The 25,080-nt window shown below is 70.9% G+C and carries 26 protein-coding genes; 6 read left to right on the top strand and 20 right to left on the bottom strand.

The features are described 5' to 3' along the window. Positions 1–64: 64 nt before the first annotated feature. Positions 65–1,234, bottom strand: a complete 1,170-nt coding sequence (tuf, locus tag ACZ6D7_RS22885; protein ID WP_469493558.1) for an elongation factor Tu — start codon at positions 1,232–1,234, stop codon at positions 65–67. Between the two features lie 313 nt (positions 1,235–1,547). On the opposite strand from tuf, the gene ACZ6D7_RS22880 reads away from it, so the two are divergent. Then, the gene (locus ACZ6D7_RS22880) at positions 1,548–2,108 is read left to right on the top strand and encodes a hypothetical protein (RefSeq protein WP_469493555.1); all 561 of its coding nucleotides are present in this window, start codon (positions 1,548–1,550) and stop codon (positions 2,106–2,108) included. Here the strand turns inward: ACZ6D7_RS22880 and ACZ6D7_RS22875 are convergent. Further along, positions 2,105–2,836, bottom strand: coding sequence for a DNA alkylation repair protein (locus ACZ6D7_RS22875; RefSeq protein ID WP_469493552.1), 732 nt, complete (start codon positions 2,834–2,836; stop codon positions 2,105–2,107). The two genes, ACZ6D7_RS22880 and ACZ6D7_RS22875, sit on opposite strands and share 4 nt — an antisense overlap. A 49-nt stretch (positions 2,837–2,885) precedes the next feature. On the opposite strand from ACZ6D7_RS22875, the gene ACZ6D7_RS22870 reads away from it, so the two are divergent. Beyond that, entirely contained in the window at positions 2,886–3,674 is a 789-nt protein-coding gene (locus ACZ6D7_RS22870; protein WP_469493549.1) for a TVP38/TMEM64 family protein, read from the top strand. Between the two features lie 33 nt (positions 3,675–3,707). Here the strand turns inward: ACZ6D7_RS22870 and ACZ6D7_RS22865 are convergent, their stop codons facing one another. After that, positions 3,708–4,877, bottom strand: coding sequence for a thiolase family protein (locus tag ACZ6D7_RS22865; protein WP_469493546.1), 1,170 nt, complete (start codon positions 4,875–4,877; stop codon positions 3,708–3,710). A gap of 116 nt (positions 4,878–4,993) precedes the next feature. On the opposite strand from ACZ6D7_RS22865, the gene ACZ6D7_RS22860 reads away from it, so the two are divergent. Beyond that, positions 4,994–5,485: a winged helix-turn-helix transcriptional regulator gene (locus ACZ6D7_RS22860; RefSeq protein WP_469493543.1), complete on the top strand. Its 492-nt coding sequence runs from the start codon at positions 4,994–4,996 to the stop codon at positions 5,483–5,485. 42 nt (positions 5,486–5,527) lie between these two features. Here ACZ6D7_RS22860 and ACZ6D7_RS22855 read toward each other — a convergent pair whose 3' ends face one another. From ACZ6D7_RS22855 to ACZ6D7_RS22840, 4 genes are all read right to left on the bottom strand, one after another. Further along, a complete protein-coding gene (locus ACZ6D7_RS22855; protein ID WP_469493540.1) occupies positions 5,528–6,322 on the bottom strand; it encodes an alpha/beta fold hydrolase in 795 nt (264 codons plus the stop codon). 139 nt (positions 6,323–6,461) lie between these two features. Further along, positions 6,462–7,181 (bottom strand): cupin domain-containing protein, encoded by a 720-nt coding sequence (locus ACZ6D7_RS22850; RefSeq protein WP_469493537.1) that lies wholly within the window; start codon positions 7,179–7,181, stop codon positions 6,462–6,464. Beyond that, positions 7,175–8,188: a DUF6807 domain-containing protein gene (locus ACZ6D7_RS22845; protein ID WP_469493535.1), complete on the bottom strand. Its 1,014-nt coding sequence runs from the start codon at positions 8,186–8,188 to the stop codon at positions 7,175–7,177. Before ACZ6D7_RS22845 ends, ACZ6D7_RS22850 begins: the two co-directional genes overlap by 7 nt. Further along, positions 8,185–9,378, bottom strand: a complete 1,194-nt coding sequence (locus tag ACZ6D7_RS22840) for a Gfo/Idh/MocA family protein (RefSeq protein ID WP_469493532.1) — start codon at positions 9,376–9,378, stop codon at positions 8,185–8,187. Before ACZ6D7_RS22840 ends, ACZ6D7_RS22845 begins: the two co-directional genes overlap by 4 nt. A gap of 325 nt (positions 9,379–9,703) precedes the next feature. Here ACZ6D7_RS22840 and ACZ6D7_RS22835 point away from each other — a divergent pair, with 325 nt between their 5' ends. Both ACZ6D7_RS22835 and ACZ6D7_RS22830 read left to right on the top strand, forming a co-directional pair. After that, on the top strand, positions 9,704–10,582 hold the full coding sequence (locus ACZ6D7_RS22835) for an undecaprenyl-diphosphate phosphatase (RefSeq protein ID WP_469493530.1): 879 nt from the start codon (positions 9,704–9,706) through the stop codon (positions 10,580–10,582). Between the two features lie 644 nt (positions 10,583–11,226). Then, positions 11,227–11,466, top strand: a complete 240-nt coding sequence (locus ACZ6D7_RS22830) for a helix-turn-helix domain-containing protein (protein WP_469493527.1) — start codon at positions 11,227–11,229, stop codon at positions 11,464–11,466. A 104-nt stretch (positions 11,467–11,570) separates the two neighbouring features. On the opposite strand, the gene ACZ6D7_RS22825 is transcribed toward ACZ6D7_RS22830, so the two are convergent. The 3 genes from ACZ6D7_RS22825 to ACZ6D7_RS22815 form a co-directional block, all read right to left on the bottom strand. Continuing rightward, complete coding sequence (locus tag ACZ6D7_RS22825) at positions 11,571–11,762, bottom strand: hypothetical protein (RefSeq protein ID WP_469493524.1); 192 nt, start codon at positions 11,760–11,762, stop codon at positions 11,571–11,573. Beyond that, complete coding sequence (locus ACZ6D7_RS22820) at positions 11,759–12,076, bottom strand: hypothetical protein (protein WP_469493522.1); 318 nt, start codon at positions 12,074–12,076, stop codon at positions 11,759–11,761. Before ACZ6D7_RS22820 ends, ACZ6D7_RS22825 begins: the two co-directional genes overlap by 4 nt. 87 nt (positions 12,077–12,163) lie before the next feature. Further along, positions 12,164–13,414 carry a helix-turn-helix domain-containing protein gene (locus ACZ6D7_RS22815; RefSeq protein WP_469493519.1) on the bottom strand — a complete coding sequence of 417 codons (1,251 nt, stop codon included), beginning with the start codon at positions 13,412–13,414 and terminating at the stop codon, positions 12,164–12,166. Positions 13,415–13,587: 173 nt separating this feature from the next. Here ACZ6D7_RS22815 and ACZ6D7_RS22810 point away from each other — a divergent pair, with 173 nt between their 5' ends. Beyond that, positions 13,588–13,725, top strand: a complete 138-nt coding sequence (locus ACZ6D7_RS22810) for a hypothetical protein (protein WP_469493517.1) — start codon at positions 13,588–13,590, stop codon at positions 13,723–13,725. Positions 13,726–14,602: 877 nt separating this feature from the next. Here the strand turns inward: ACZ6D7_RS22810 and ACZ6D7_RS22805 are convergent. From ACZ6D7_RS22805 to ACZ6D7_RS22760, 10 genes are read right to left on the bottom strand one after another with little or no spacing between them, the layout of a single operon-like run. Continuing rightward, positions 14,603–14,899, bottom strand: coding sequence for a hypothetical protein (locus tag ACZ6D7_RS22805; RefSeq protein ID WP_469493514.1), 297 nt, complete (start codon positions 14,897–14,899; stop codon positions 14,603–14,605). Positions 14,900–14,915: 16 nt separating this feature from the next. Continuing rightward, complete coding sequence (locus tag ACZ6D7_RS22800) at positions 14,916–15,182, bottom strand: hypothetical protein (RefSeq protein ID WP_469493512.1); 267 nt, start codon at positions 15,180–15,182, stop codon at positions 14,916–14,918. Positions 15,183–15,184: 2 nt separating this feature from the next. Continuing rightward, the gene (locus tag ACZ6D7_RS22795; protein WP_469493509.1) at positions 15,185–15,403 is read right to left on the bottom strand and encodes a hypothetical protein; all 219 of its coding nucleotides are present in this window, start codon (positions 15,401–15,403) and stop codon (positions 15,185–15,187) included. Between the two features lie 2 nt (positions 15,404–15,405). Next, positions 15,406–16,377 carry a hypothetical protein gene (locus tag ACZ6D7_RS22790; RefSeq protein ID WP_469493506.1) on the bottom strand — a complete coding sequence of 324 codons (972 nt, stop codon included), beginning with the start codon at positions 16,375–16,377 and terminating at the stop codon, positions 15,406–15,408. Further along, the gene (locus tag ACZ6D7_RS22785) at positions 16,377–16,925 is read right to left on the bottom strand and encodes a hypothetical protein (RefSeq protein WP_469493501.1); all 549 of its coding nucleotides are present in this window, start codon (positions 16,923–16,925) and stop codon (positions 16,377–16,379) included. The genes ACZ6D7_RS22790 and ACZ6D7_RS22785 overlap by 1 nt, the downstream gene beginning before the upstream one ends. Position 16,926: 1 nt before the next feature. After that, positions 16,927–17,367, bottom strand: a complete 441-nt coding sequence (locus ACZ6D7_RS22780; RefSeq protein WP_469493498.1) for a hypothetical protein — start codon at positions 17,365–17,367, stop codon at positions 16,927–16,929. Positions 17,368–17,376: 9 nt separating this feature from the next. Further along, a complete protein-coding gene (locus tag ACZ6D7_RS22775; protein ID WP_469493495.1) occupies positions 17,377–17,934 on the bottom strand; it encodes a hypothetical protein in 558 nt (185 codons plus the stop codon). Between the two features lie 9 nt (positions 17,935–17,943). Then, positions 17,944–20,796, bottom strand: a complete 2,853-nt coding sequence (locus ACZ6D7_RS22770; protein WP_469493491.1) for a hypothetical protein — start codon at positions 20,794–20,796, stop codon at positions 17,944–17,946. A gap of 4 nt (positions 20,797–20,800) precedes the next feature. Beyond that, a complete protein-coding gene (locus ACZ6D7_RS22765; protein WP_469493488.1) occupies positions 20,801–21,313 on the bottom strand; it encodes a hypothetical protein in 513 nt (170 codons plus the stop codon). Positions 21,314–21,322: 9 nt separating this feature from the next. Beyond that, the gene (locus ACZ6D7_RS22760) at positions 21,323–25,009 is read right to left on the bottom strand and encodes a phage tail protein (protein ID WP_469493485.1); all 3,687 of its coding nucleotides are present in this window, start codon (positions 25,007–25,009) and stop codon (positions 21,323–21,325) included. Positions 25,010–25,080 lie beyond the last annotated feature (71 nt).

The raw sequence follows: 25,080 nt of genomic DNA, 5'->3' as shown, positions 1-25,080 counted from the left end.
GGACGCGGGGAACCGCGCGACCGGCCGGAGCCGACCCGCGGTCCCCCGCGCGCACCGGGCACCCTCACAGCACGGCGGTCACGGTCCCCGCGCCCACGGTCCGCCCGCCCTCACGGATGGCGAACCCGAGCCCCGGCTCCAGCGGCACGTCCCGCCCCAGCTCGACAGTCATGGTGACCCGCTCACCGGGCCGCGCCACACCCGCCTCCCCCAGGTCGACGACCCCGACCACGTCCGCCGTACGGACGTAGAACTGCGGCCGGTACCCGGTGGCGACGGCCGTCGTCCGGCCGCCCTCGCGCGCCGACAGCACATACACCTGCGCCGTGAACCGGCGGCTCGGACGGACGCTCCCCGGCGCCACGACGACATGCCCCCGCCGTACGGCGTCCCGTGGCACGCCCCGCAGCAGCAGCGCCACGTTGTCCCCGGCCTGAGCCTCCTCCATCGGCTTCCCGAAGGTCTCCAGACCGGTGACGACGGTCTCCAGCCCGGCGCCGAGCACATCGACCCGGTCGCCCAGCCGTACCCTTCCCCGCTCGACGGCACCGGTCACGACGGTCCCCCGGCCGGTGATGGTGAGCACGTTCTCGACGGGCAGCAGGAACGGCGCGTCCAGATACCGCTCGGGCATCGGCACGTAGGTGTCCACCGCGTCGAGCAGCGCGTCGACGGACGCCGTCCAGCGCGGGTCGCCCTCCAGGGCCTTCAGTCCGGAGACCCGTACGACGGGCGCGGCGTCGCCGCCGTAGCCGTGCGCGGTGAGCAGGTCGCGTACCTCCAGCTCGACCAGGTCGGTCAGCTCATCGTCGCCCGCGTCGGCCTTGTTGAGGGCGACGACGATGTGGTCCACGCCCACCTGCCGGGCGAGCAGGACGTGTTCGGCGGTCTGCGGCATGATCCCGTCGAGCGCGGAGACGACGAGGATCGCCCCGTCGAGCTGCGCGGCGCCGGTGACCATGTTCTTGACGTAGTCGGCGTGACCCGGCATGTCGACGTGCGCGTAGTGCCGGGTGTCCGTCTCGTACTCGACGTGCGCGATGTTGATGGTGATGCCGCGCGCGGCCTCCTCCGGGGCGCGGTCGATGCGGTCGAACGGCACGAAGGTGCCGGCGCCGCGGTCGGCGAGGACCTTGGTGATGGCGGCGGTCAGGGTGGTCTTGCCGTGGTCGACGTGACCCATCGTGCCGATGTTCAGGTGCGGCTTGGTGCGCACGTAAGCGGTCTTGGGCATGGCTGTACCTCGAAGCGTGTCCGTGTCCTGGAAGTCTCCGGTGGGAGAGGGGACCCCGCGGTACTGCCCGACCCTCCCCCTGCGGGGTCCGCCGGACGATCCGGAGAGGGTCAGCTTCGGGCGCCGTCGACCGCGGTCAGATAGAGCGGGACGGCAGCCTTCGGCGCATCCGCGACGGCGGATGCTGCGACGACGAAGGCGTACCGGAACATGGGGTCGATCCTCGCCGACGGTTCGTTCGGCGTCGAATGGTTTTCTGCAGACGGAATCTCCGCAGAGGGATATTCCGCAGAGGGAGAGGGGTCCGGTCGAGATGACCGACATCAGCGCGGGCGAGTGGTGGGAACTGCTGCCGGCGGGCATCCGTGAACAGGTCGACGGATACGTCCTCCAGGACGCCTATATGCAGGCGGTGCGGATCGTCTGGGAGGCGGGCCGGGCCGGCGGCCTGGGTCTCAACGACGCGCAGGTCGTCGTCCACGAGCGCTACCTCCTGCACGGCGACCGGATCGCGCGGACGCCCGACGATCCGCTGGACCTCGACTCGCTGGCCGCCCGCGCGGCCGGTGCGCCGGGCCGTGTCGTGGCCGTCGAGGCCGTCTGGGACGGGGACACGGTCCACGACTGGTTCGTGGTCCTGCTCGCCGTCACCGCCGCTCCCGAGGCCGATCACCACCTCGATCACCACCTGGCGACCCTCCACCGGGGGCGGTCGGTCCGCCACCTCGACGGCGAGGATCCCGGCGCGCTGCACCCCTCGGCGGCGGTGGCCGACCGGGTCGGCGGCGCCCTGGCCGCCCACCTCGGCGTCCCCTTCCACTTCGCGAGCCCGCACACCCCGGACGACGAGGCGCCCCGCTGGCGACAGCCCTAACCCTGGACGCTTCCGACGTTCTTCAGCGCCTCCCGCACCGACAGCGGCGCGAACCGGCCCCGCTCGCGGGCGAGGAAGGAGCGGACCGCGTCCGGGTCGGTCCTGGCGTACTCGCGCAGGCACCAGCCGATCGCCTTGCGGATGAAGAAGTCCGGGTGTCCTGACTGGCGCAGGCAGTAGGCGAAGAGGCGGTCGGTGTCGGTGCGGTCCTTGTAGCGCAGCTGGTGGAGCAGGGCGGTGCGGGCGACCCACAGGTCGTCGTCGGCGATCCACTCGTCCATGACGGCGGCGAGCCGGACGTCGGCGGCGACCAGGGGGCCGACGACGTGCGCGGCGAGCAGGTCGACCGTGTCCCACCAGGACGTCGTGGTGATCAGCCGACGGGCGACCGGCAGGAAGGCCGACGAGCAGCGGCCGGCGTGTCTGCGGAGGTAGTCGACGGCGAAGTAGTGGTACTCGCGCTGCGGCAGCGCCCAGCAGCGCAGGGCGACCGCCGTGCAGTCGTCCTCGCTCGGGCGGGGCGTGCCCGCCAGGACGGTCCGGGACAGGGCGCGGCGTGCGGGGGTGGGAATGCCCAGGAACGGCGCCACGTCCTTCATGTACGCCCGCATCGCCGCCGCCCGGACGGGGTCGGCCGCGCCGGCGTACACGTCGGTCAGCCGGTCCAGCACGGTGTCCGCGAGAACGCTGCGCGGCGCGCCGGACGTTCCCGCGGCTGTGACGGTCATGAGACGAACCATACGGCGATCAGACATGTCCGTCCGTTAGTGTCGCGGGATGCTCGATGCCCACACCCGCTCTGGGGGCACCGCCACGGCCTCTCCCCGGGCCACCGCCACGGAGCTCGTCGTTCCCGTGCCCCTCGTCGTCCCCGCGCCCGCCGGTCCCCTCGCGCGCTGGACGAGAGTGCTGCTCTCGCCCTGGTCCCGGTTCTCGCTGCTGGTCGCGCTGCTCGCGGCGGCCGGTGCGAGCGTGCTGCTGTTCGAACCGCAGAAGCTGCTCGCGGACGGCTGGCCACCCCACCTGGCCGGTGCCTCGGCGGCCGTGGTGTTCGCGGTGGCGTACGGGCTGTGCACGGTGGCGTTCGTGCCGCGGCCCCTGCTGAACCTGGCCGCCGGCGCGCTGTTCGGCTCCCAGCTCGGCCTGGCCACCTCGCTGGGCGGCACGGTGCTGGGTGCCGGGATCGCCTTCGGGCTCGGCCGGGTGCTCGGACAGGACGCGCTGCGGCCGCTGCTGCGCGGCCGCCTGCTGACGGCGGCGGACGGCCAGCTGAGCCGGCACGGCATGCGCTCGATGCTGGCGGCGCGGCTGTTCCCCGGGCTGCCGTTCTGGGGCGTGAACTACTGCGCGGCCATCTCCCGGATGGGATGGGTGCCCTTCCTGGTGGCGACCGCGCTGGGCTCGATCCCGAACACGGCCGCCTACGTCGTCGCGGGCGCCCGCGCCTCGGCCCCGACCTCACCGGCCTTCCTGATCGCGCTGGCCGCCATCGCCCTGCCGATGGTGGCGGGCACGGTGATCGCCTGGCGCAAGCGCCACCATCTGCGGGGGCGGAAGACGGGGTAGCCGGGCCACCGACGCCGGAGCGCCGACCCGGCGCTACACCGCCTCCACCACCATCGCGTTGGCCAGTCCGCCCGCCTCGCACATCGTCTGAAGGCCGTAGCGCGCGCCGCGTTCCCGCAGGGCGTGCACCAGGGTCGTGGTCAGGCGTGTGCCGCTGGCGCCGAGCGGATGGCCGAGGGCGATGGCGCCGCCGTGGACGTTGACCTTGTCGAGGTCGGCCCCGGTCTCCTGGCGCCAGGCCAGGACGACACTGGAGAACGCCTCGTTGACCTCGAAGAGGTCGATGTCGTCCAGCCGGAGGCCGGCCCGGCGCAGCACCTTCTCGGTGGCCGGTATGACGCCGGTGAGCATCAGCAGCGGGTCGGAGCCGGTGACGGCGAAGCTGTGCAGCCGGGCGAGCGGGCGCAGGCCGAGGCGGGCGGCGGTCTCGCCGGAGGTGATGAGCACGGCCGAGGCGCCGTCGTTGACGGGGCTGGCGTTGCCCGCGGTGACGTTCCACTCGATCTGCGGGAAGCGTTCGGCGAACGCCGGGTCGTGGTAGGCGGGCTTGAGCCCCGCGAGGATCTCGGGGGTGCTGCCGGGCCGTACGCACTCGTCGCGGGAGACACCGTCCAGCGGCGCGACCTCGGCGTCGAAGAGGCCCCGCTGCCAGGCCTCGGCGGCCCGGTGGTGGGAGGAGACGGCGAAGGCGTCCATCTGCTCGCGCGTGATCGACCACTTGGCGGCGATCAGCTCGGCGCTGATGCCCTGCGGGACGAGTCCCTCCGGGTAGCGGGCGGCGACCCCGGGGCCGAAGGGGTCCGCGCCGGGCGGCACGTTGGACCACATCGGCACCCGGCTCATCGACTCGACCCCGCAGGCGACGACGAGGTCGTAGGCGCCCGCCATGACGCCCTGCGCGGCGAAGTGCACGGCCTGCTGGGAGGAGCCGCACTGGCGGTCGACGGTGGTCGCCGGGACGGTCTCCGGGAAGCCCGCGGACAGCAGGGCGTAGCGGGTGGTGTTCATGGCCTGCTCGCCGACCTGGTCGACGGTGCCGCCGATGACGTCGTCGATCAGCGCGGGGTCGACGCCGGAGCGTTCGACGAGGGTGCGCAGGGTGTGGGCGAGGAGCTCGACGGGGTGGACGTGGGCCAGGGAGCCGTTCGGCTTTCCCTTGCCGATCGGAGTGCGTACGGCTTCGACGATGACGGCGTCACGCATGGGCGGGCCTCCGAGGCTACTGGCGAGTAGGAAATCCGAACTCACCATAGCTCCGAGAGTTGGAAAATCCAACCCACTAGAGTTTGGATTTCCAACCCTCCCCTAGACTGTGCGCCATGGCCGCCACCAAGGACCCGCGTCCCTGCTCGATCGCCGACGCCCTCGCGCTCGTCGGCGAGAAGTACTCCCTGCTCGTCCTGCGGGAGGTGTGCCTCGGCAACGGCCGCTTCGACCAGCTGGTACGGAACATCGGCGCCCCGCGCGACATCCTCACCACCCGGCTGCGCCGCCTGGTCGACGCCGGGATCCTCACCAGGCGGCCCTACAGCGAGCGCCCGCAGCGCTTCGAGTACCGGCCCACGCAGGCGGGGCTCGAACTGGAGCCGGTCCTGATGACCCTGATGGCGTGGGGCGACCGCCACCTCCGCGGGGACGCCGACCGCCCCATGGTCATCGAGCACGTCTGCGGCAACGAACTGGTGCCGGTGGTCACCTGCTCGGCCTGCGGCGACCAGGTCCGCCACGAGGACCTCACCGCCCACCCCCAGGCACCGGGCTGGTCGGTCGCGGGACCCACGGCGGCACGGACGGGACCGACGGCGGCGTAGACGGGACCGACGGCGGCACGTGGACAGGCAGGGCGCGCGGCGTCACGCGTGCGCGTGCGCGTGGCAGAACTCCCGCACCGCCCGGTCGAAGTCCTGCGGCGCCTCCAGGTTGCTCATGTGCCCCACGCCCGGCAGCACCACGAGCCGGGCTCCCGCGATCGCCTCCTGGAACGCGCGGGCGACACCCAGCGGTGACCTCGCGTCGAGTTCGCCCCAGACGAGCAGGGTCGGTACGCCGATCGTGGGCAGCAGGTCCCGCTGGTCGGTCTCGGCCATGAGGGCGAGCTGCGCGCCCATCGTCTCCGGGCGGACGTCGCGTGCCGTCGCGTCGAGCATCGGGACGAACGCGGCCGGCGGCTCACCGGCGAACAGCCCCGGGAGAGCCGGATCGAACTCCTCCCCGGGCACCGCGAGCATCCGCCGGACCCCCTCGACGCGCGCCGCCACCTCCTCCGGCGGCAGCGACCCCTTCCAGCCCGCGTACGTGTCGGCCAGGATCAGCGTCCTGACCAGCTCCGGGTGGCGGCGGTACAGCTCCAGGACGACCGTCCCGCCCCAGGACAGCCCGGCGACATGGGCCGGGCCGAGCCCCAGCTCCCCGATCACCCCGGCGAGACAGTCCGCGAAGTCCGCGAGCCCGAACCCGGCAGGCAGGTCCGAGGAACGCCCCGCCCCGGGCTCGTCCCAGGCCACGACCGTGAACTCGGCCGCCAGCTCCGCGAGTTGCGGCAGCCACATCCGCCCGTCGGTGCCCGCCCCGTGCACGAGGACGAGCGGAGCCCCCCGGCCCACCCGCACATAGGCCACCCGGACGTCACCGACCCACACCGTCGCCATGCCTCCAGGCTAGTCACGGGCCCGGAGGGTGTCTCGGCGACGACCCCGGACAAAGCCCGGCCGCGCCGGCTCCGCATTCCGCATCACGCATCCCGCATCCCGCATCCCGCATCCCGCCCCAAGGGCGACAGCAGACCGATCACACCGGGGGCTCCGGGTGCCGGTACACGTCCAGCCGTCCGCACATCCCGAACTTCCCGTACGCCGAGGGCTGTTCGGCCCGTACGGCGGCCTCGGCGAGGTGGGAGACGTCACCGGCCGCCAGCCGGTCGAGCTGCTCCCCCGTCGCCTCCGCCGCCGCCCGCGCGCCGCGCCGCCAGCGCTCACGCCACTCGGCGAGCCGGGGCCGTACGAGCGCCGCGGCGGCGCGATGGAAGGCGGCCAGCCCCTCGGGGGCCTCGCGCAGCGCCCGGTAGCCCTCCAGGGCGAGGTCGCGGCGGGCGCGGGCCATCCGGGCCTGCTCCTCCTCCGGCGCGTCGGCCGGGACGGTGGTCGCGGCGGCGTACGTCTCGGGGTCGCCCAGGTACTCCGGGGGCAGAGTGAGGACCGCGTCGCCGGCCTCCGGGAGCCCGCTGTTCTGCATCAGCACGGTGATGCGCAGGTCGTCCTCGTTGACCAGCCGGTGGACGGTGCCCGGCGTGAACCAGGCGACCGTGCCGGGCGTGAGGGGCGTGACCTCGTACCCGGAGGTGGTCAGCGTCTGGACCGCGCCCCGGCCGCCCGTGACGACGTACCCCTCCGAACAGGCCAGGTGCATATGGGGTGTTCCACCGGGCGGACCGTCGGCGGCGGGCCAGTCGTACACACACAGGCGCGAGACGGCGACCCCGCCGGGCAGCCCGCCGTACGCACTCACCACGGGTGGGCCTCCAGGTACTTGGCGATCTCCTCCCGCTCCCAGGCCCCGTCGGCCACGACCACGCGGTAGCGGCGGGTGAGGGTGTCGCCGGGGGCCAGCTCCAGCTCGTCGAAGAACGCCCAGGACGGAGCGATGCCCGCGAAGGGCTCGTTGCGGACGAACCAGTGGGCGGGATGCGCGCCGCCGGCACCGGAGTGGTCGTTCTCGGGGGCATGCGCGACGACGACGGTGGCGTGGCCGTCGGTGCCGTCATGCTCGCCGGAGAGCGCGAGCCAGGGACTCTGCGAGGCCATCAGGCCCGGGCCCTCGCCGTCGGGGCCGATGATCCGGCCGTCCCGGAACGCGCGCGGGCCGCGCCAGAACAGGCCGGTGTAGCCGGCCATCTCGCGGCCGGCGGTGGTCGGGCTGCCGAAGCGCAGCGGCTCGTCCCGGCGGTTGGTGACGGCGCTGGTCCAGGTCAGCGCCCAGGAGCCGGCCTCCCGGTCGACGTCGTGCACCTCGATCCGGCGCGCCTCCTCGGCCCACAGCTCTCCGCCGTGCGGGTGCCAGGTCAGCCGCTGTGCGACGACCACCCGGTCGCCGTCGGCGCGGACCTCGTCGAAGCCGGCGTGGGCCATCGAGCCGACCCGTTCGGGCAGGGCGAGGTAGCCCTCGCCGTGGACGTACGAGTTGCCGCCCCACAGGTTGGCGCCCGAGAGGTGGGAGGCGGTCAGGGACAGGCCCTTGTGCCAGCGGTGGTCGTTGGGCCGGTAGTCGGTGACCAGGTCGCCTCTGAGGGTCCGCAGCGGGTGGATGTACGGCCTCGGCGCCTCCCAGGCCGCCTCCGGCCGGTAGACGTAGGCGAGCAGCTCGACGCCCGTGGCCGGGTCGGTCACCGTGATCCGGTCGCCGTGGGCGTGGACGAGGCGCAGTCCTTCGGCCGTGCCATCGGTCGGGCCATGGGTCGTGCCGCCGGTCGGGCCATGGGTCGTGCCGCCGGTCGCGCCTTCGGCCGGTCCGCCGGTCATGCGGACACCTCCGCTGCCTCCGCGGCCTCCGCTGCCTCCGCGGCCACGCCCGCCTCGGCCGGAGCCCAGCCCTGGGCGCCGCCGTGCAGGGCGGTGTAGTACGGGTCGCCGGGGCCGATGTCCCCGCGCTTGACCGTCGTGTCGGTGAAGGCGGACTTGTAGAGCGAGGTGATCAGCTCCAGGCTGGTGCGCCCGTCCGCGCCGCTGCTGCGCGGCCGCCGCCCGGCGCGCATGCTCGCGACCAGCTCGCGCAGCTGGGCCAGGTGCGAGCTGGGCACGTCCGGCCCGAAGTCCTGCCAGGCTGCGACCTCGTCGCCGGTGGCGTCCGGGGCCGGGGTGATCCGCCAGTCGGCGTTGGAGTGGCCGTACAGATGGGTCAGCTCGACGGTGGCGCGCTCACAGTCGATGCGGATACGGCTGACCTCGTCGGGGCTGAGGACGCTGTTGACGACCGTCGCCATCGCACCGCTGTCGAAGCGGAGCAGGGCGGTGGAGACGTCCTCGGTCTCGACGTCGTGGACGAGCCGGCCGGCCATGGCGCGCACCTCGCTCCACGGGCCGAGGAGGTCCAGCAGGAGGTCCATCTGGTGGATGCCGTGGCCCATCGCGGGGCCGCCGCCCTCGGTGCGCCAGCGGCCGCGCCAGGGCACGGCGTAGTACGCGGTGTCGCGGTACCAGGTGGTCTGGCAGTGCGCGACGAGCGGCCGGCCCAGGGCCCCCTCGGCGAGCAGCCGCCGCACATGCCGGGTGCCGGAGCCGAACCGGTGCTGGAAGACGATCGAGGAGTACGGCCCGCTCGCCGTCCCCTCCTGCGCCTGTACGGCGTCGTAGTCGGCGAGGGTCGGCACCGGGGGCTTCTCGCACCACACCCAGGCCCCGGCCCGCAGTGCGGCGACGCTCTGCTCACGGTGCAGGGTCGGCGGGGTGCAGATGGTCACCAGGTCGGGGCGCTGCTCGGCGAGCATCCGCTCCAGGTCGGTGTAGGCATGCGGAACCCCGCCGTCCGCGCAGAAGGCCTCGACGGCCGTGGCATCGATGTCGACGGCCGCGACGACCTCGGTCTCGCCCTCCGCGGCGAGCTGCTGGAGCGCGGGCAGGTGGGAGCCTCGGCCGATGGCGCCGGTGCCGATCACGGCGGCCCGGATCCGGCGGCCGGCGAGCGGAAGTGGCGGCGGAGTGGACGGGGACATGGGCGTGATCAGCACTCCTCCGACGGACGGCCGAGATGACCGGTGAGCGGTACACGGAGGAGAGCGCCGACGCCATGCCCGCAGCAAGCGCTTTCCCCTCGGCAGCAACGTAAGCGCCACGGACCGGGCCGGTCAACCACTGGGGCGTCGGGTGTGGGCCTGTCGGCGGGCGCCCCTCACCTGCGGGGGCGCCGACTGCGAAGCCCCTGTGCCGGGGCTGTCACACCGGACCGCTACCCTTCCTTTGCACACCCTTGATCACACGCGCGGCGGCATGTCGTCTCCGTCGCCCCTTTTCCGATCGGCGCTTGGACTCCTTAACCTCATGTCTTGGTTTGAATCCCTCATCCTCGGACTCGTCCAGGGGCTGACCGAGTTCCTCCCCGTCTCCTCCAGCGCGCATCTGCGGCTGACCGCGGCCTTCTCGGGCTGGGAGGACCCCGGGGCCGCCTTCACGGCGATCACCCAGATCGGCACGGAGGCCGCCGTGCTGATCTACTTCCGCAAGGACATCGGGCGGATCATCTCCGCGTGGTCCCGGTCGCTGTTCGACAGCGCGGTCCGCAAGAAGGACCACGACGCCAAGATGGGCTGGCTGGTGATCGTCGGCTCCATCCCGATCGGTGTGCTGGGCGTGACGCTCAAGGACCAGATCGAGGGGCCGTTCCGGGATCTGCGGATCACCGCGACCATGCTCGTCGTGATCGGCATCGTGATCGGCATCGCCGACCGGCTGGCGGCTCGCGACGAGAACGGCGGGCGCCACCGCGCCCCCAAGCAGCGCAAGGCGCTGGACGACCTCGGTGTCAAGGACGGCCTGATCTTCGGCCTCTGCCAGGCCTGCGCCCTCATCCCGGGCGTCTCCCGCTCCGGCGCCACCATCAGCGGCGGTCTCTTCATGGGCTACCGGCGCGAGGCGGCGGCCCGCTACTCCTTCCTCCTCGCCGTCCCGGCCGTCCTGGCCTCCGGCGTCTTCGAGCTGAAGGACGCGATGGAGGGCGGGCACGTGGCCTGGGGGCCGACCGCGTTCGCCACGGTGATCGCGTTCGTGACCGGGTACGTCGTCATCGCCTGGTTCATGAAGTTCATCAGCACCAAGTCCTTCATGCCGTTCGTCTACTACCGGGTGGTGCTGGGTGTGGTCATCATTGTGCTGGTCAGCATGGGTGTGCTGAGTCCTCACGCGGCTGAATCCGGGGGCTGAGCGGGGCTGGTGGTCGAGGGTTGCCGCTAGCGGTACCTCCTGGAAACTCTCGGAAGCTCTCGGAGCCTCCGACCCGATTTCCTTGATCATCTCCCACTTGTCTCCCACTCTCCCAGTCCGGGCATGACGAAGGCCCCCGCGGGTCAGGTTCCGCGGGGGCCTTCTTGTCGGCGCAGACCAGGACGGGAGCTCCACATGGGGGGTGAGCCCACGCCCCCGCCCTGGCTATCTGGGCCAACGATCGCACGTGGCACATGTCACGGGCAGGTTCTTCGCAGATTTTGTCGAACTTGGGTGGGAATTGCTCGCGAATGGCGGGAGTCTGCTTGGACCGCCCGCCTGCACGCAGGGGGGTGCCACGGCAGGACCGTGAACCTGCGGCAGGCGGGCGGCTCCGGCGCGGTCGCGTGGGCCGGCCGGTCTGCGGGGTGGGGGGCTGTCTTGCGTCTGACCGCAGGACACACGGGGCGTGGAACGTGCACCGGAGCGCGTCCCGACACTTCAGTCACGCGGGGTACGCGTTCGTGACTCGCTGTTGAGTTCGTTGGATGACCATTGCATATATCTAAGCGCTTGCCAAGATCTGAAATCTAGCGACCACTTGGGTACTGACGCACGATCTTGCTCACTAGAGCGTCTACCGCGTGCCACGCCGCCGTAACCCGTACCCCGACTGGGTCCTCACCCGACGCCAACAGCTCGCTCACAGGATCGCCGCACTCCGCGCCGCCGCCGGCCTCTCACAAGACCAGCTGGCCGTGACGACAGGCTTAGACCGGCGGACGATCCAGCGGTTCGAGGCGGCCACTCGCGATCCGGGCTACTCGGACCTGCTCCTGATCGCCGATGCCCTCGGTGTGCCGCTCGCCGATCTGGTGAGGTGAGTGACCCGCCGCCGGTACGGGGTGAACGGCGGCGGGTCACTCGGGCCGCCCCCTCCGGGCGGCCGTTCCGGGCCAGCCGGGTAGGGACACGGCCGGACCGGAAGCTAGTGGGGTGTGTGCGCCTGCTGTACGTGCTTGCGCATCCGCACGTTGAGGTCGGACACCCGCGACCACCCGCCCGTCGCACGGGCATGCGTCCGCCGCTCGGCCAGCTGGGCGCAGGTGTCGCACCCAGCCTCCGGGACAGGCTCCGGCGGCAGGTCATGCAGCAGATAGGTGACTGCTTCGCCGGTCATCGTGTGACCGCCCGCAGGAGCCGGTTCAGAGCGCGCCCCGTCTCGCAGTTCACGTCGCAGCCGTCGCAGCCGCGGGCGTGGGCCTGGAGCGCGCCCATCGTGGTTTTGGCGGTGCAGGACCGGCAGGCGCGCGGGAACGCCAGACGTCCGCCTATGGGCCGCTGGCCGAGGTCGACAGCAGTGCGGGGGGTGAGGGTCTCGCCGCCGTACACGCAGATGTGCCCGTCGAGGTGCTGGTCCAGCAGGTCGTCCGGGAGGACGAGCAGAGCAGCCGCCTCATAGGTGGGCATGTCGCTGCGCACTGTCTGATCCATCGCTCACGCCTCCACGGTCACGGTGATCCGTCTCACACCTGTGACCGTAAAGGCGCCCGCACCCCACCGAGGACCGGAATCCGGTCCCTATCCCGCAAGGACCCCCACCTGCGCCGCCAGCACTGACGCCCGACGCCGACGGGCCGCCTGCTTCGACTCGACTTCCTCGAGGAGGATGGCGCGCGCGTAGCCGTTGTAGCGGATCGTTTCCGGCGCCGCCTCGAAGGCCTTCTCGAGCGAGGCGATCGCGACGTCCGGCTGTCCGTCCAGCTGGTAGCCGCGGGCCTCCTCGATCCGGTGGCGTGCGCGGCGGGGCTTGGACTTGATGACGGTCTGGTCTGCTCGAGCGGCCTGCCTCACGGACTCGCCGCCCTGGTGCAGTTCGACCGCCACCGTCACGGCGTGGGCGCCCATGATGGCCTGGCTGAAGCTGGTGATGGGGTGGTAGTAGTCGGCCGGCAGCCTCGAGGCCATGCTGTTGGCCTTGTCCCAGTGCCGCCACGCCGTGCCCGTGTCCTGGCGTCGGGCTGCGGTGTAGCCGAGTTCGAACTCGAGCGCGCCCGCGATGGCGAGGACGTCGTCGTCGGCGTCGGGCAGGAGGGGCTCGAGGAAGCGGACGGCCTCGAGGTTCACGGCGTCTGCGGTCTCGAGATGCCGAGGGCCAGAGTCGCGGTGCGCCTGGGCCAGCAGCCACGCGGCGACGCCGATGGCGTGCGGGTCACCACTGTCCTGGGCGGCGATCATGCCGCGCTCGGCGACCCGCCACAGCAGGGCGCTGTCGGGCTGGTAGGCGATGAAGAACTGGCTGAGGGAGTACGTCTGCGCCAGCAGGGCCTGAGCGCGCCGACGGTCGTTGCTCGAGTCCGCGTGCCGCACCAGCGCCTGCGCGTCCCGGACCAGATCCGGCAACAGGGCCCCGATTGCCTCCCGGTGGTTCTTCGCCGCGTGCCGGGCCTTCCACGCGGCGTGCAGGCGGGCCTCGAGGTGCGCGACCGGCGGCGGCTCCAGGCTCGAGCCCAGGGCGAAGCTGTCGATCGCGGCCTTCACCGCGGCGAGGCGGGGGTGGCCGGGGCCGATGAACAGATCGACGTGCATGTCGGGGTGCCCGGTGAGGTCGGCGAGGTCACGGACGCGGAGGGCTTCGGCGATCCGCATCACCATCTCGAGGCCGGGTGCCTGCTGCTGCCCGTTCTCGATCTTCTTCAAGGTGTGGACGCTGACGCCGATCAGGCCGGCGAGTTGCGTGCGGGTCATGCCGCGGCGCTCGCGGAGGATCTGGACTCGCTGGCCGAACTTCAGCGGGTCGGCGTAAGGGTCCGGGGTAGCATCAGTAGGCACGGTCTCGCCCCTTCCTGTTCAGGTCGCACTGTCAGGGTATGGGGCGGGACCTTTCTCGTGTGAGGGTCTCGAGACTGGCGTAATCGGCATGAGTGATTGGGCCCTAGGATCGATAGGCTGATCACATGCCCCCCTCCCCCTCCGCTTGCGGCTCTGTGCGTTCGGCTGCCGCGGTGAACGCGGCGATCCGGGCGATCGTGGTGCGGGCACAGGGCAGGCCGTGGACGACCGCGGAGCGGGCCTTGTACGGGCTGCTGCTGGAGGAGTGGGAGCAGGCCAGGCGGGCGGAAGGAATGACCACGGCCGCGTGATCACTCTGCGGGCACTCGCAAAGTGATGCATATCCGCAGGTCAGCCAGCTTACGCATGTGGAGAACCTGGGGCTGCCTGCGGCCTGACCCCGGGCAGCCGCATGCCTCCCGTGGGGAGCCGGGAGGCGCGGCGGGCCCCGCCAGGTCGCAGCAACCTGGCAGGGCCCAGCAAGGGGAAACCGCCCTGGGGGGAAGGCCGTTCCCGCACCCCCACCATGCACCACAAACCAGCCAGCCGGATAGATCACGGCCGAAAGTAGCTACGCGTATTGGGTGCGCCGAGGATCCAACCCCAGCAACCCCGACCCGCCGTTCCCATTCCCCGGCCCCGGATCCGGCGCCCCATCCCGCCTACACACCAATGCATCGGGGTCCCACGACGGCACCTGCAAGCTGTACCCGTCCGGGCACGTCTGCCCGTCCACGCCATCCTCCCCCGGCTCACCCTGAGGCCCAGCCGGACCCGGCTCCCCCTGAGGGCCCGCAGGACCAGCCGGACCGGTAGCACCCGTAGCGCCTACCGCCCCCGGCTGGCCCGACGCGCCCACCGCACCAGGAGTACCGGCCGCCCCGGACGCACCCGGCGAACCAGACGGTCCAGGCGGCCCCGTCGCACCCGGCACGCCAGGAGGCCCCGTCACGCTCTCGCCCGGCTCACCCTTGCTCCCTGTAGGACCCGCCACCGGCGTCCCCCCAAGCTCCTCCACCTGCCGGGCCAGAGCGTCGCGCGCCGCGTTCGACGTCTCCAACTCGTGGTTCAACGCCTGCACACTCAGCACGATCCACGCCAGCGCCGCGCCCAGCAGCAGTGCCCCCACCACCGCGAGCACATCGCCGCGGCGCCATCTCCGTTCCTCAGCCCGGATCTGCGCCCGGCTCATGACCCGCTCCCCTGCGTCAGGAGGATGATGACGGGGAGGAGGATCCCGACCAGCGGCACGATCACCGCGCCGATCAGCCACCGCCGGGTGGCCACCAGCTTCTCGGCATCCTTCTCCCGCAGCGTCTCCAGCGTCGACACCCGCGCGGCCAAAGCCTCGTGCCGCAGGTCGTAGATCCGCTGGTCGACCTTCTCGTCGAGCCGACGGCCGATCTGGGCGATGTCGTCACGGACGTCGGTGAACCGGTCCTCGAACCGGCGCACCACCTCGCCCAGAGTCGGCTCGTCCGGCACGTGCTGTTCTCCTTGCTCAGACGCCCGAGGCCGTCGACGCGCTGTTCTTCTCGCCCACCAGCCGCGCCCCGACACCCTTCAGCAGAGCGAACGCCGCCGTCAGACCGCCCGCCCCGACCGCCTGCCAGAACGAGGCGTGGAACATGTCGGCCGGCCCGGCCGCGACGGTCACGGCGGTCGCGCCGCCGAGGAACGACCAGATGGTCCGCTCGGCGAGGTCTCTGGCGTAGGTCGCCGCCGTCTTCACCACGGTGTCGACGTCAGGCAGGTTGATCTCAGACATGGTCATGCCTCTTTCTTGTCGAGGGCTGCCCGGACGAAGCAGTCCTTCGCCTCCAGCAGCTTCCGTAGACCGGCCGTCAGTTCCGGTCCGTCCGGCAGTGCATCGGTCATCTCCTGCGCGAGGTCGCCACACGGCTTGCTCACGGCCTGGAGGTGCTCGGGGAGGTGCGCGTACTCGAAGTAGCGCAGGAGGTGAGTGGTGCCCGGATGCCGTTCGGACATGGTCAGTTCTCCTTGGTGAGTGCGTCGCCGAGCCGGTCGAGCGCCGCCTCGGCGCCCGCCTGAGCCGCGGCCTGAATCTCGGTCGCGTCCAGCCCGCCGCCCTCGGCAAGCTTTCCGACGGCCGCCGACAGCGCGCCGACCTGCGCGGTAAGAGCGGCCGTGGTTGCGTCGACGCGGCGGCCCACGATCTCGTTGTTACGGACCGCGGTCGCCAGCGAGATGAACGGGTTCGTGGCGGCGGTCGCCGTGTTCGGGTTGGCGATCACCCCGTCGATGGTCAGTGTCTTCTTCGCCGCCGCAGTGGCGATCTTGTCGATTTCGGCGTCAGTCAGCGCCACGTCGTCCTCCTCGGGGACGGTCTGGCCCTTGGCAAGGGCAATGAGCTTGGGAAAGTCGATCGCGCCTGGATCGCCGTGCACGTTCTCCGGGACATGCATGTGGCCGCACACGCCCTTGAAGCCGTTCCACTGGTCGAAGGTGAAGCGCTGCCCGCCGCCGTTCGCGTAGGACGTGGGGTATGCCGGCCACTTCGACGGCCCGACGAGCGGGACGCCGTGTTCGGCGTTCAGCCACTTCAGGAACGTGGCCAGTTCGGCGAGCGCCCAGTCGGGGGCCTCGGGCCAGTAGATGTGCTCGGCGCTGCCCCAGTTCCTGTGGGTGGCCGGGTCGCAGGTGCCGACCAGCTCGACCTGTACGACGTTCAGGGTGTTCGTCTCCACCCCGCCCGACAGGTTCACCAGGGCGCGGGAGGAGCGGTCGATGTCGAAGTGCTGGAACCACCGCAGCTTCCGCGCGGCGAAGTCTGGGACCGCCGTCAGGTTCGGCGCGCTGCTGCCGCCCCCGTAGTCCGGCAGCGTCCGGCCCTCTGTCGTGTGGAGGACGACGACGTTGACCTCCATCACGTCGCCGCCGTACCGGTTCTGGTAGAAGTACGCCGTCGACGCACCCGGATACTTCTGTGGGCCAGTGGCCATCACACGGCCTCCGTTCTCAGTGCGGATCGGCGGACCTTCAGCAGCGTGTACGTGCCGTCCACCGTGATCGTGTCCCCCGCCACCGCCGCCGTGGAGTGCGCATCCGCGCGCAGCACGACCACGATGCGATGCCCCACCGGCCAGTCGGCCGGCACCTGCCAGTGCGCCGTGACGTGGATGGGGAGGTGGTGTCGGTCGCGGGAGACGTTGTCGCCCCACGACGGCGCAATCTTCGTCCACGGCCGGGCCGACACCACCGGCACAACACCGGTCTCGTCCGGGTCCGGGTCGCAGTCGTAGATCCACAGGTGCGCCCCGATCCCCACCGTGTAACCGGCCGTACCACGCGAGACGCCGGTGTCGTTCGTGACCCGGGCCCGCGCATCCACATCCAACAGATCACCCGGCTCGACCGGCAGCACGCGGGTGACGACGGTGCGCCAGGTATCCGTCACTGTGTCCACAGGCAGCTTCACTCCGGCCGTCGCCACGTCGCTGGAGTACTCGCCCTGGACGACCACGTCGCCGCTCAGGCTGATCGCGACCACCTCAGACCTCCTCGTAGATCGTGACGAGGAGCGTCGTGAAGGCGGCCAGGACCTGGATGCCGGTGCCGCTGGACATGGACCCGCGGAGCTTGAACGTGTGGCTGCCAGCCGTGCCGACCGCGCCCCGCCACGTGAAACTCGCCTCACCGAAATCCGTCGTCACCTCACCCGACCAGCGAGCGTTGCCCGTGAGGCTGGCCCCGTCGAGCTGGCAGACCCCGCTCGCGAAGCTGGTCGTCGCCGAAGTGATGTCGAATGAGAACGTCGCCTGCACCACGTAGTAGGCGCCCGCGGTCTCCGTCGTCAGCGTGATCGACGCCCCGGTGATGTCGGTCTCCGTCGTCGACAGGGCCAAGTTGCTGCTGCCCACCGCGTTGTACACGGCCGGCTTCAGTCGGTTGATGCGGGCTGCGGTGATGCGCTCACCAGCGAGATAGACCATGGGCGCTCCTCAGGCGATCCGCTGCAAGCGCAGCCACGAGTCGGTGAACAAGGTGACGTTGGAGGCGTCGGAGACCTGCTGTGACCAGTCCAGGGAGTACGTGCCGCTCACGGAGCCGACCCGGACGGTGGCGGCCAGGACCATGGTCAGCGCGGTCCCAACCCCCAGGCAGCCGAAGCTCTTTGCCGCTGTGACGTCGTTGGACTCGGTGCGGATCGGGTAGCCGCGGGACTGGACGGAGTCCGAGACGATCGCCGGCGTGGTGTTGAAGGAGACCACGGGGCTATGGCCGACGCCCCAGCCAAGCCACTCGCCCTCCGTGCCGGACGGCGCCGACCAGTCCAGCAGCAGGTCAGCGGCGGTCGGCCCGTCGTATTTGATCCATCCGTCGAGCACGTACACCGCGTTCGCGACCACGCTGAATGTGAGGTGCGGGTCCGCGGCCGGCGTCGTCGTGGCAGCGCGCTGGGTGTCGGCGGTCTTCCTCGCCACCTGCGGCTGCCCGGAGGAGAGCAGCGATGCGGTGATCCGCTGCCCCGCCAGGTAGGTCGGGTACGCCTCAGGCATTCGTCCTCCTCACAGCGACACGATCGTCGGATAGGCCAGCCGGATGTCCTCGCCCGCGACCTGGGCTTTCGAGACCCCGTTGACCGAGCGGGTCACCGTGAAGATCTGCGGTTGCTGAAGGTCCAGGTTGTCGTAGCTGACGATGGGGTTGACGTTCGAGTTCGCGACGTCGGAGATCGACCGCACGCCGAAGAACGGCGAGTTCGTCAACGCCGAGTCCGAGGCCGTGATCTGCCACTCCGGGGTCTCCACCACGCTCGCCGCCCACGCCTTCGCCCGCAGCACAGCGCCACGCCCCTGGAAGCGGACCCGGTAGAAGGTGCCGGCCACGTAGGTGTCCGGCAGGTTGTACGTGCCGAGCGTCGTCTGCACGTCGTTCACGCGCTTCCGGATCGTCAGGGCGATCGCGTTGGCCGTGGTGAACTCCAACTGCGCCGTGTACATGTTCGACGAGTCGACGTAGCGGGCGGCCAGGCCCCCGTTCAGCGAGCCGCCCGTCGCGGTCGCCGAGGTGGTCATGCTGCCGTAGAAGTCGAAGTCGCTGTACGCGGTGCCGGCGTCGATGAAGCTGCGGCGGGACGCGCCCGTCGTCGACAAGGTGTGCCCGCCGGCGCCGGACGACACGTTGAAGTCGCCAGCCACGCCGCCCGCCGTCTGCCAGGTCTGCCCGTTGTCCGACGTCCCCCAGCTGCTGGCCGCACTCCGGGTGAACGTGTCGTAGATGAAGCTGCTGATGTCGGTGACCGTCATGATCTCGCCGCCGCAGCGCACCGCGAACGGGAACTCGGCATCCGTCGTCGTCCAGCGGGCGTAGTCCGTCGTCGACGGTGTCACCACCAGCGTGGTGTCCGCCGCCCCCACCGGGAGCAGCAGCGCGGACCCGTCGGTGTCGACGCGCGCCCCGTTCAGGTCGAGGACCCCCACCCGGTACGGCGAAGCGGGCGCGCACACGAACGTGATGCGGTGCTCGAAGTGGCTGATGGTCCTGTTGTCGATGCCGAGGATGACCTGGTCCACGTCACCCGGGGGCAGCCAGGCGGGCGGGTTCTGCATCAGGATCCGGTCGCCCTGCCGCAGCCCGAGAACCGCGCGCCGCAGGGCCGGGTTCGTCGTGAACGTGCTGTGGGCCAGGTTCACGGAGATCCGCGGGTAGCGCGGCTCGTCGACCGTGCCCATGTGGACCCGCCACGCCGCATGCGACAGCCCGCTCTCGGACGGCGCCAAGGTCAGGCTGTAGTTCGTGCCGTACACGCCCACACCCGACGGCGGCTGCTGGACGGACAGGTTGCCCTCGTCCAGCGAGTACGTCTGCGCCACCCCGCCCACCGTGACGGTGACCTGGTTGGCGATGTACCGGTCGTCCTCCACCGGCGTGGGAATGTCGGCGAGGTTGAACCCGGCGTAGTCCAAGGTGAGCTGCGGGTCCTGGTTGCACAGGCTCACCCGGGTCCGGTAGCCGAGACCGCCGCGCGCCTCGTACAGCATGCCGCCGTCACACAGCTCCGCCTCCCGCATCAAGTCGAGCGGGTTCTGCTTCGTCTCAGCGCCCATCTTCGTGGTGTCGTCGAGATCGCCGATCCACTCGAACGGGATCGCGTTCTCCGCGCAAAGCCGCTGGATCCGCCGGCCCGCAGCCTCCCCGACCGGGTTGAGGTGCACGCCGAGGACCGTCAGCGGAGTGATCGTGTCCTCGACCGTCACGTGCCCGATCGCCACCGTCGTCAGCCCCGACGTACCGATCGGCCCGACCACGCTGCGGCTGGCGGCCCCAAACTCCACCTGCGTGACCCGGTTCAGATGGGCCGACGTTCCGCTGTCGGTGACGTCGTAGCTGATCTGGTCGGTGAGGTCGTACAGACGGAGCGCACGATTGATCGTGCTGGCCGACTCCTGCAACTCGATCGATACGTACAGCCGCCTGCCTCGGACATCGACCGCACCCGTCATGTCCGGGCCCAGCAGGGCGCCATCACCGTCGAGTTGACGCAGCATAAAGCTGTTGCTGGTGGCGGCGTCGTACATCAGCTCCCATCGCAGGGTGCCGCCGTCATCCTCCTGCGTGACCGTGCAGACCACCTTGCCGTCGGTCAGGCCCTCCGCCGGAATCGAGCACAGGAACCTCACCTGCGTCATCGTCGGATCGCTGTAGTGCGCCACCCCGCCGGACAGCACGTTGCCCTGCATCAGCACCACAGGATCCGACGCAGCGAACCCCTCGAACCCGGCCAGGCTCGGGGTGCCGGTGAACGTCATCGCCGACCCGCTCGTCAGCGGCGACACGATCGACGTCGCATCCGAGGCATCCTCCACCGGCCAGTACGCCCGCAGCGACGACGCGGCCGGCTCCGCCAGCGCCCGATACAGCACCGACCGCGCCGGCGGCGGGCCCTGCGCGAGGCGCCGCATCGGCCCCGAGATGATGACGTCCACCCACACGTCGGAGCCGGTGGAGTCCCAGGACTGTGCCCACTGGGTGACGTCGCCCCAGATCACGTAGGTTTTGCCGTCGTTGCCGTCCGGCACGCTGATCCGCATCGGCGTGTTGCGGCCGATCGCCCCGTAGTACGGGCCGCTGGGATTGCGCGGCGAGAACCGGGCGTCCGTGTTCCGCAGCTGGAGCCGCGCCTCCGCATGCTCCGCCTGCTGGCCCTCCGACCGGATGCCGCTGACGATCTCCACCCGGCCCGAGTCGTCGCGGACCATGCAGTACGAGGTGATGTCCACCCACGTCCCGCGTACCCACATCTCGATCTGCACCGGCTCGCCGTTGGACGCCTCGCCGCCCGCGCGGGCACCCGGGCCCGGCAGGTTGGCCAGCCGACGCCGGAACCCTGCGACGAAGGGAGCGATCGAGGACGGCATCAGGTCAGCCCACCTGCTGGAACGTGATGAAGGTCCGCATGTCTGAGGCGGTCGTCGGGGTGGTGGCACGCACCCGCAGGAAACGGGACACCGCGATGATCGGCCGGTCGTCCGGCATGAACGTCCGCACGTAGGACAGCCCGGACTCGCCCGACACCGAGGACAGCGACACCGTGTCGAACACGCGGGTAGCCGTGATCGAACCCTCAGCGGACGCCGTGTAGCCGGTCGCCGACGTACCCACCGTGAGGAGCGTTGTCGGCCCGTTCGGGTCGAGGTTGACCACACCGGTGGCCGCGACATGCGCGGTGACCGTGGCCGCCACATCGGTCTGGAGAAGCTCGACCACGCCGTCGGCGCCGGGCGGGTCGTCGAGGCTGAAGCCCCACTCCAGGATCTGGATCTGCGTGGTGCTGGGCGTGGCCAGTTGCAGCATCGTTTTGATCGCGGTCCCCGTCGTGACACTGGCCTGCGCGGCCGTCGTCGGAGCAGGACCGTTCCACACCGTGAAAGGCACTCTCGTCTCCTATCCTCTGTCTCGCTGCCCGAGGGCCTGCTGCACGTTCCCGCCGCGCGCCCGGATCTCTTCTTTGAAGGGGTCGAAAATCGTGCGAGCCACCACACGCCCATCGAGCGTGATCGTCTGGTGCACGATGATCGGCTGCACCGCGCCCCCGGCGGCCGCCGCCCGGCCGCCGGTCCGGCGCGGGCTGTTCAGCATCGACGCCCACGGCGCCGCCTGCCGCTGCGAGTCCGCGTTCGACCACACCCGGCTCCCGGCCGGCAGGTCCAGCAACTCCGGACCCTGCTCGCCCACCCACGTCAGGTTCGAGCGCACCCCGCCCGCCGCCGCGAACCCGACGATCCCGCCGGCCGCCTTCTTTCCCGGCGCCCGACTGATGACCTTGTCCAAGTTCTTGGCCAGGCTGGCCATCGTGGCTTCGAGCTTGTCCTGGCTCTTCTGGAGCCGGTTGGTTGCCGCGGTCTGGCTCTTGATCGCCGCCCCATACACCGCGTCCGACGTGGTCTTCCCGGCCGCTGTGGCCGCCGTACCGATCTGCCCCTGAAGGGAGTTGATCGCGGCGAGGTCGCCCGACGACGCGGTCATCAGCGCGCCTGCCGTCTCCAGGCCGCCGCCCTCGATCCCCGCCTCGGCGATCTGCCGGAGCAGCGACGACGACAAGCCCTTCGACTTCAGCCCGGACAGCGCCTTCGAGAACGCGGTCGCCTTGTCCCGGTTGTCGGTCAGGCCCTGGATGATCCCCCCGACGGTGACGTTCTTGCCCGCGTTCCCCGAGGTGATGTTCGCCGCCGACAGCACCCCGCCCTTCACCGACGACGCCAGCTGCGACGAAGCGCTCTTCAGGTCCTTCAGCTTGTCCTTCGCCCCGTCGAGCGCCTTGTTCACGCTGGTGAGCGCCTTCTCGTGGCCGATGAGCTTCTTACCCACGGAGTCCAGCGTCCGCAGCAGTCGCGCCTCCGTGCCCCCGGACGTCTTGTCCTTGATCCGGGCCCGGACGTCGGACAGCGTCGACTTCAGCGACGAGACATCCGACGGCGACGACAGCCCCTTGAGCTGGCCCTTCGTCAGGCCGCCGCCAGCGAACGACGGGAGCTTGCCATCGTTGATGGCCTCCAGCAGCGGCAGATGCTTCTTCGTCTGCTTGGCGTTCACCACGAACTCGGTGTCCGACACCGCGCCGACCGCGCCGGACGCAAACAACGCGAGGATGCTGTCCGACGTGCCAGTACCCGGCCCGCTGAGCAGCCCCTCGGGCGCCACCTGCACGTCGCCACCGCCGGCGTACCGGGGCATCCGCCCGCCAGCCGCCTTGCCCGTGATGTCGTGCACCGACCGGAACGTCTTCGAGTTGGTGATGATCTCGTTGATCGTGCGGATCGTGTTTGTCGTGTACGTGTGGGCCGTCTTGCCGTTGAGGTTGTTCAGCGCCGTCGATACCGCGCCGATGTTGCCGAGGGCCTGCCCGTTCGCCGTGAACACCCTGGTCTGGCCGTCGGGCAGCGTCTCGGTCTTCAGGCCAACTGCTTCCAGCGCCGCGATGGCCGCGCCGTTCAGCGTCGAGACGGTGACTTCCTTGGCGTCCGGCGTCGCCTGGATCGCGGTACGCACCTCCTCCAGCCCGGTGATGGCCTCCTCGCGCTCCAGCTTCACCAGCGTCTTGATCTCGCTGGGTGCGCCGAGCAGCGTGTTGACGTACTCGGTTGCCTTCGCTTTGTTCCCGTCGAACGCATCCGTCGCGAGCTTCATCATCGACTCGCGCAGCTCGCCCGACTTCGCCGTCATCGACGCCAGCGACTCGCCGGCCGCCAGCCCGGACGCGATCATCTCGTCCTGCGCCTTCGCGGCCGCGGACATGGCCTGCCCGTTCGCCCGGCCAGCCTCGGTGTTGAGGTCGAGGGTGGAGCCGTTCTTCGCGAACGCCTCCGAGAGGCTGTCGAGCGCGGCTTCGAACCCGATCTGCGCGTCGTATGCCGACCGGTTGGCGTCGTTGAGGGCGAGGATGCTGGCCCTCAGCCCGTCCGCCGACTGCTTCTGCGCTTCGAGCTTCGCCGACGTGGCCTGCGCTGCCGTACCGAAAATGCCCATGCTGTCGGCCGCAAGCTGCTGTTCAAGCTTCAGGTCAGCGAGCGCACTGTCGTACCCGTCCAACTCGCCCTTGAACTTCTTGACCTCCTCGCCGTTCAGCCCCTTCAGCATGCTGCCGAGTGCAGCCTTCGCCAGATCGGCGTTGCCGCCCTTCACCATGTTGGCCAGCGACTCGTCGATGGCGTCCATGCTCTTGGTGAACGTCTCGGTCGCATCGCCCGCGCTGAGCAGGCCGTTCGTGACGTCCGCGCCCCAGTTGTTGATGCTCTCCACGACGCTGGGGTTGACGACCTTGCTGATCTGGTCGTGGAGCTTCCCGAAGTCCGTCCCGAAGTGGGAGGCCGCCTCGCCCGTGACCTTGCCCGTCCGACCGAGCTGGGCCAGCGACGTCGTCAGCCGGTCGACGTTCGGGGGCGCCTCGCGGCCCATGTCCGACAGCTTCTGGAACACGGCCACTGCGGCAGCGATCCCGGCCACCACGATCGACGCTTTCGCCGCCTTGCTCAGCGTTCCGAACGCTGCGGCCACGCCCGCCAGCCCGCCGCCCGCCGCCGCCGACACAGCCGACAGCGCGGCGATCCGAGCGCCGAGCGTCGCGATCCCGCCCGAGATCGCCGCCGCACCCGCGCCCGCGATCGTGACCAGCTTCAGCGCGACCGCGGTCTGCATCAGCACGGTGACCAGCTCCGGCGGCAGCGACGCCACCAGATTCGCCGCCGCGTTCACCAACGTCAGCATCCCCGGCCCCGCGGCCGCAGCCGCCTCCACCAGCGTGGTGACCGCGTCGCCTATGTTGCCGAGGGTCTCCCGCAGCGCAGGCCCGTTCTGCTCGGCGTACTCCATGAACGCCTTGACGCCGCCGCCCGCAGTGCCCTCCGACAGCGCCCGTGAGAAGTGGATGACCCCGTCAACTGCGTCCCTCAGCGCCGAGTTCGCGAACGTGGACACCTTCTCGGCGAGGGCGTCGAACCCCGGCGTAGCCATCGCCCCGCCGGCCACCGTCACCAGCCGGTCCAGCTGCGAAGCGGCCCCCTTCGCCATCGGCGTCAGCTTCGGCAGCAACTGCCCCACCAACGTGAGGCCCTTCTCGACCGGGACCATCGTGAACGAAGCCGTCGAGTCCGAGAACTCCTTGAACTCATTCTTCACCGACGACAACGCCACCGCGGCCCGCTGCGTGGCCTGAGGCATCGCCGCGAACGTCGCCTGCACCGCACGCTGCGCCTCAGCCGCCTGCTTCGACCCGCGCCCGTACTGGGCGACCGCAGCCGTGTACTTGTCCTGCGCGCTGGCCGCGTCCGTCAGATAGCCGACCTGCCCGGCCACCGCCGCACCGAACGCCGCCACCGCCACACCGGCCGCGCCCGCCTTCACCGCGATCGGCGCCAGCGCAGCACCCAGCGGGACGGCCGCCGACGCGAGCGGAATCAGGGACCCCTTCACCCCGCCGATCGCCGCGGTGAGCCGGTTCATCGACCCCGTCATCGCCGAACCCTCGGACACGAACCGGCCGCGCATGTCCCGCAGCCGGCCGTCGACATCCCGGAACGCACGGATCACGTCGCCACTGTCCGCACGAATGGTGATTGTTACGTCGTCGGCCACGGGTCACCTCCTTCTTCGGGGTCGGGGTCGGGGTCGTCGGGTGTGCCGAGGCGTTCGATGCTGAGCAGGCG

It is taken from the genome of Streptomyces sp. NPDC041784 (genome assembly GCF_055591025.1).
The sequence above is the reverse complement of the archived record's forward strand: the minus strand, read 5'-3'. Positions and strand labels throughout refer to the sequence as shown.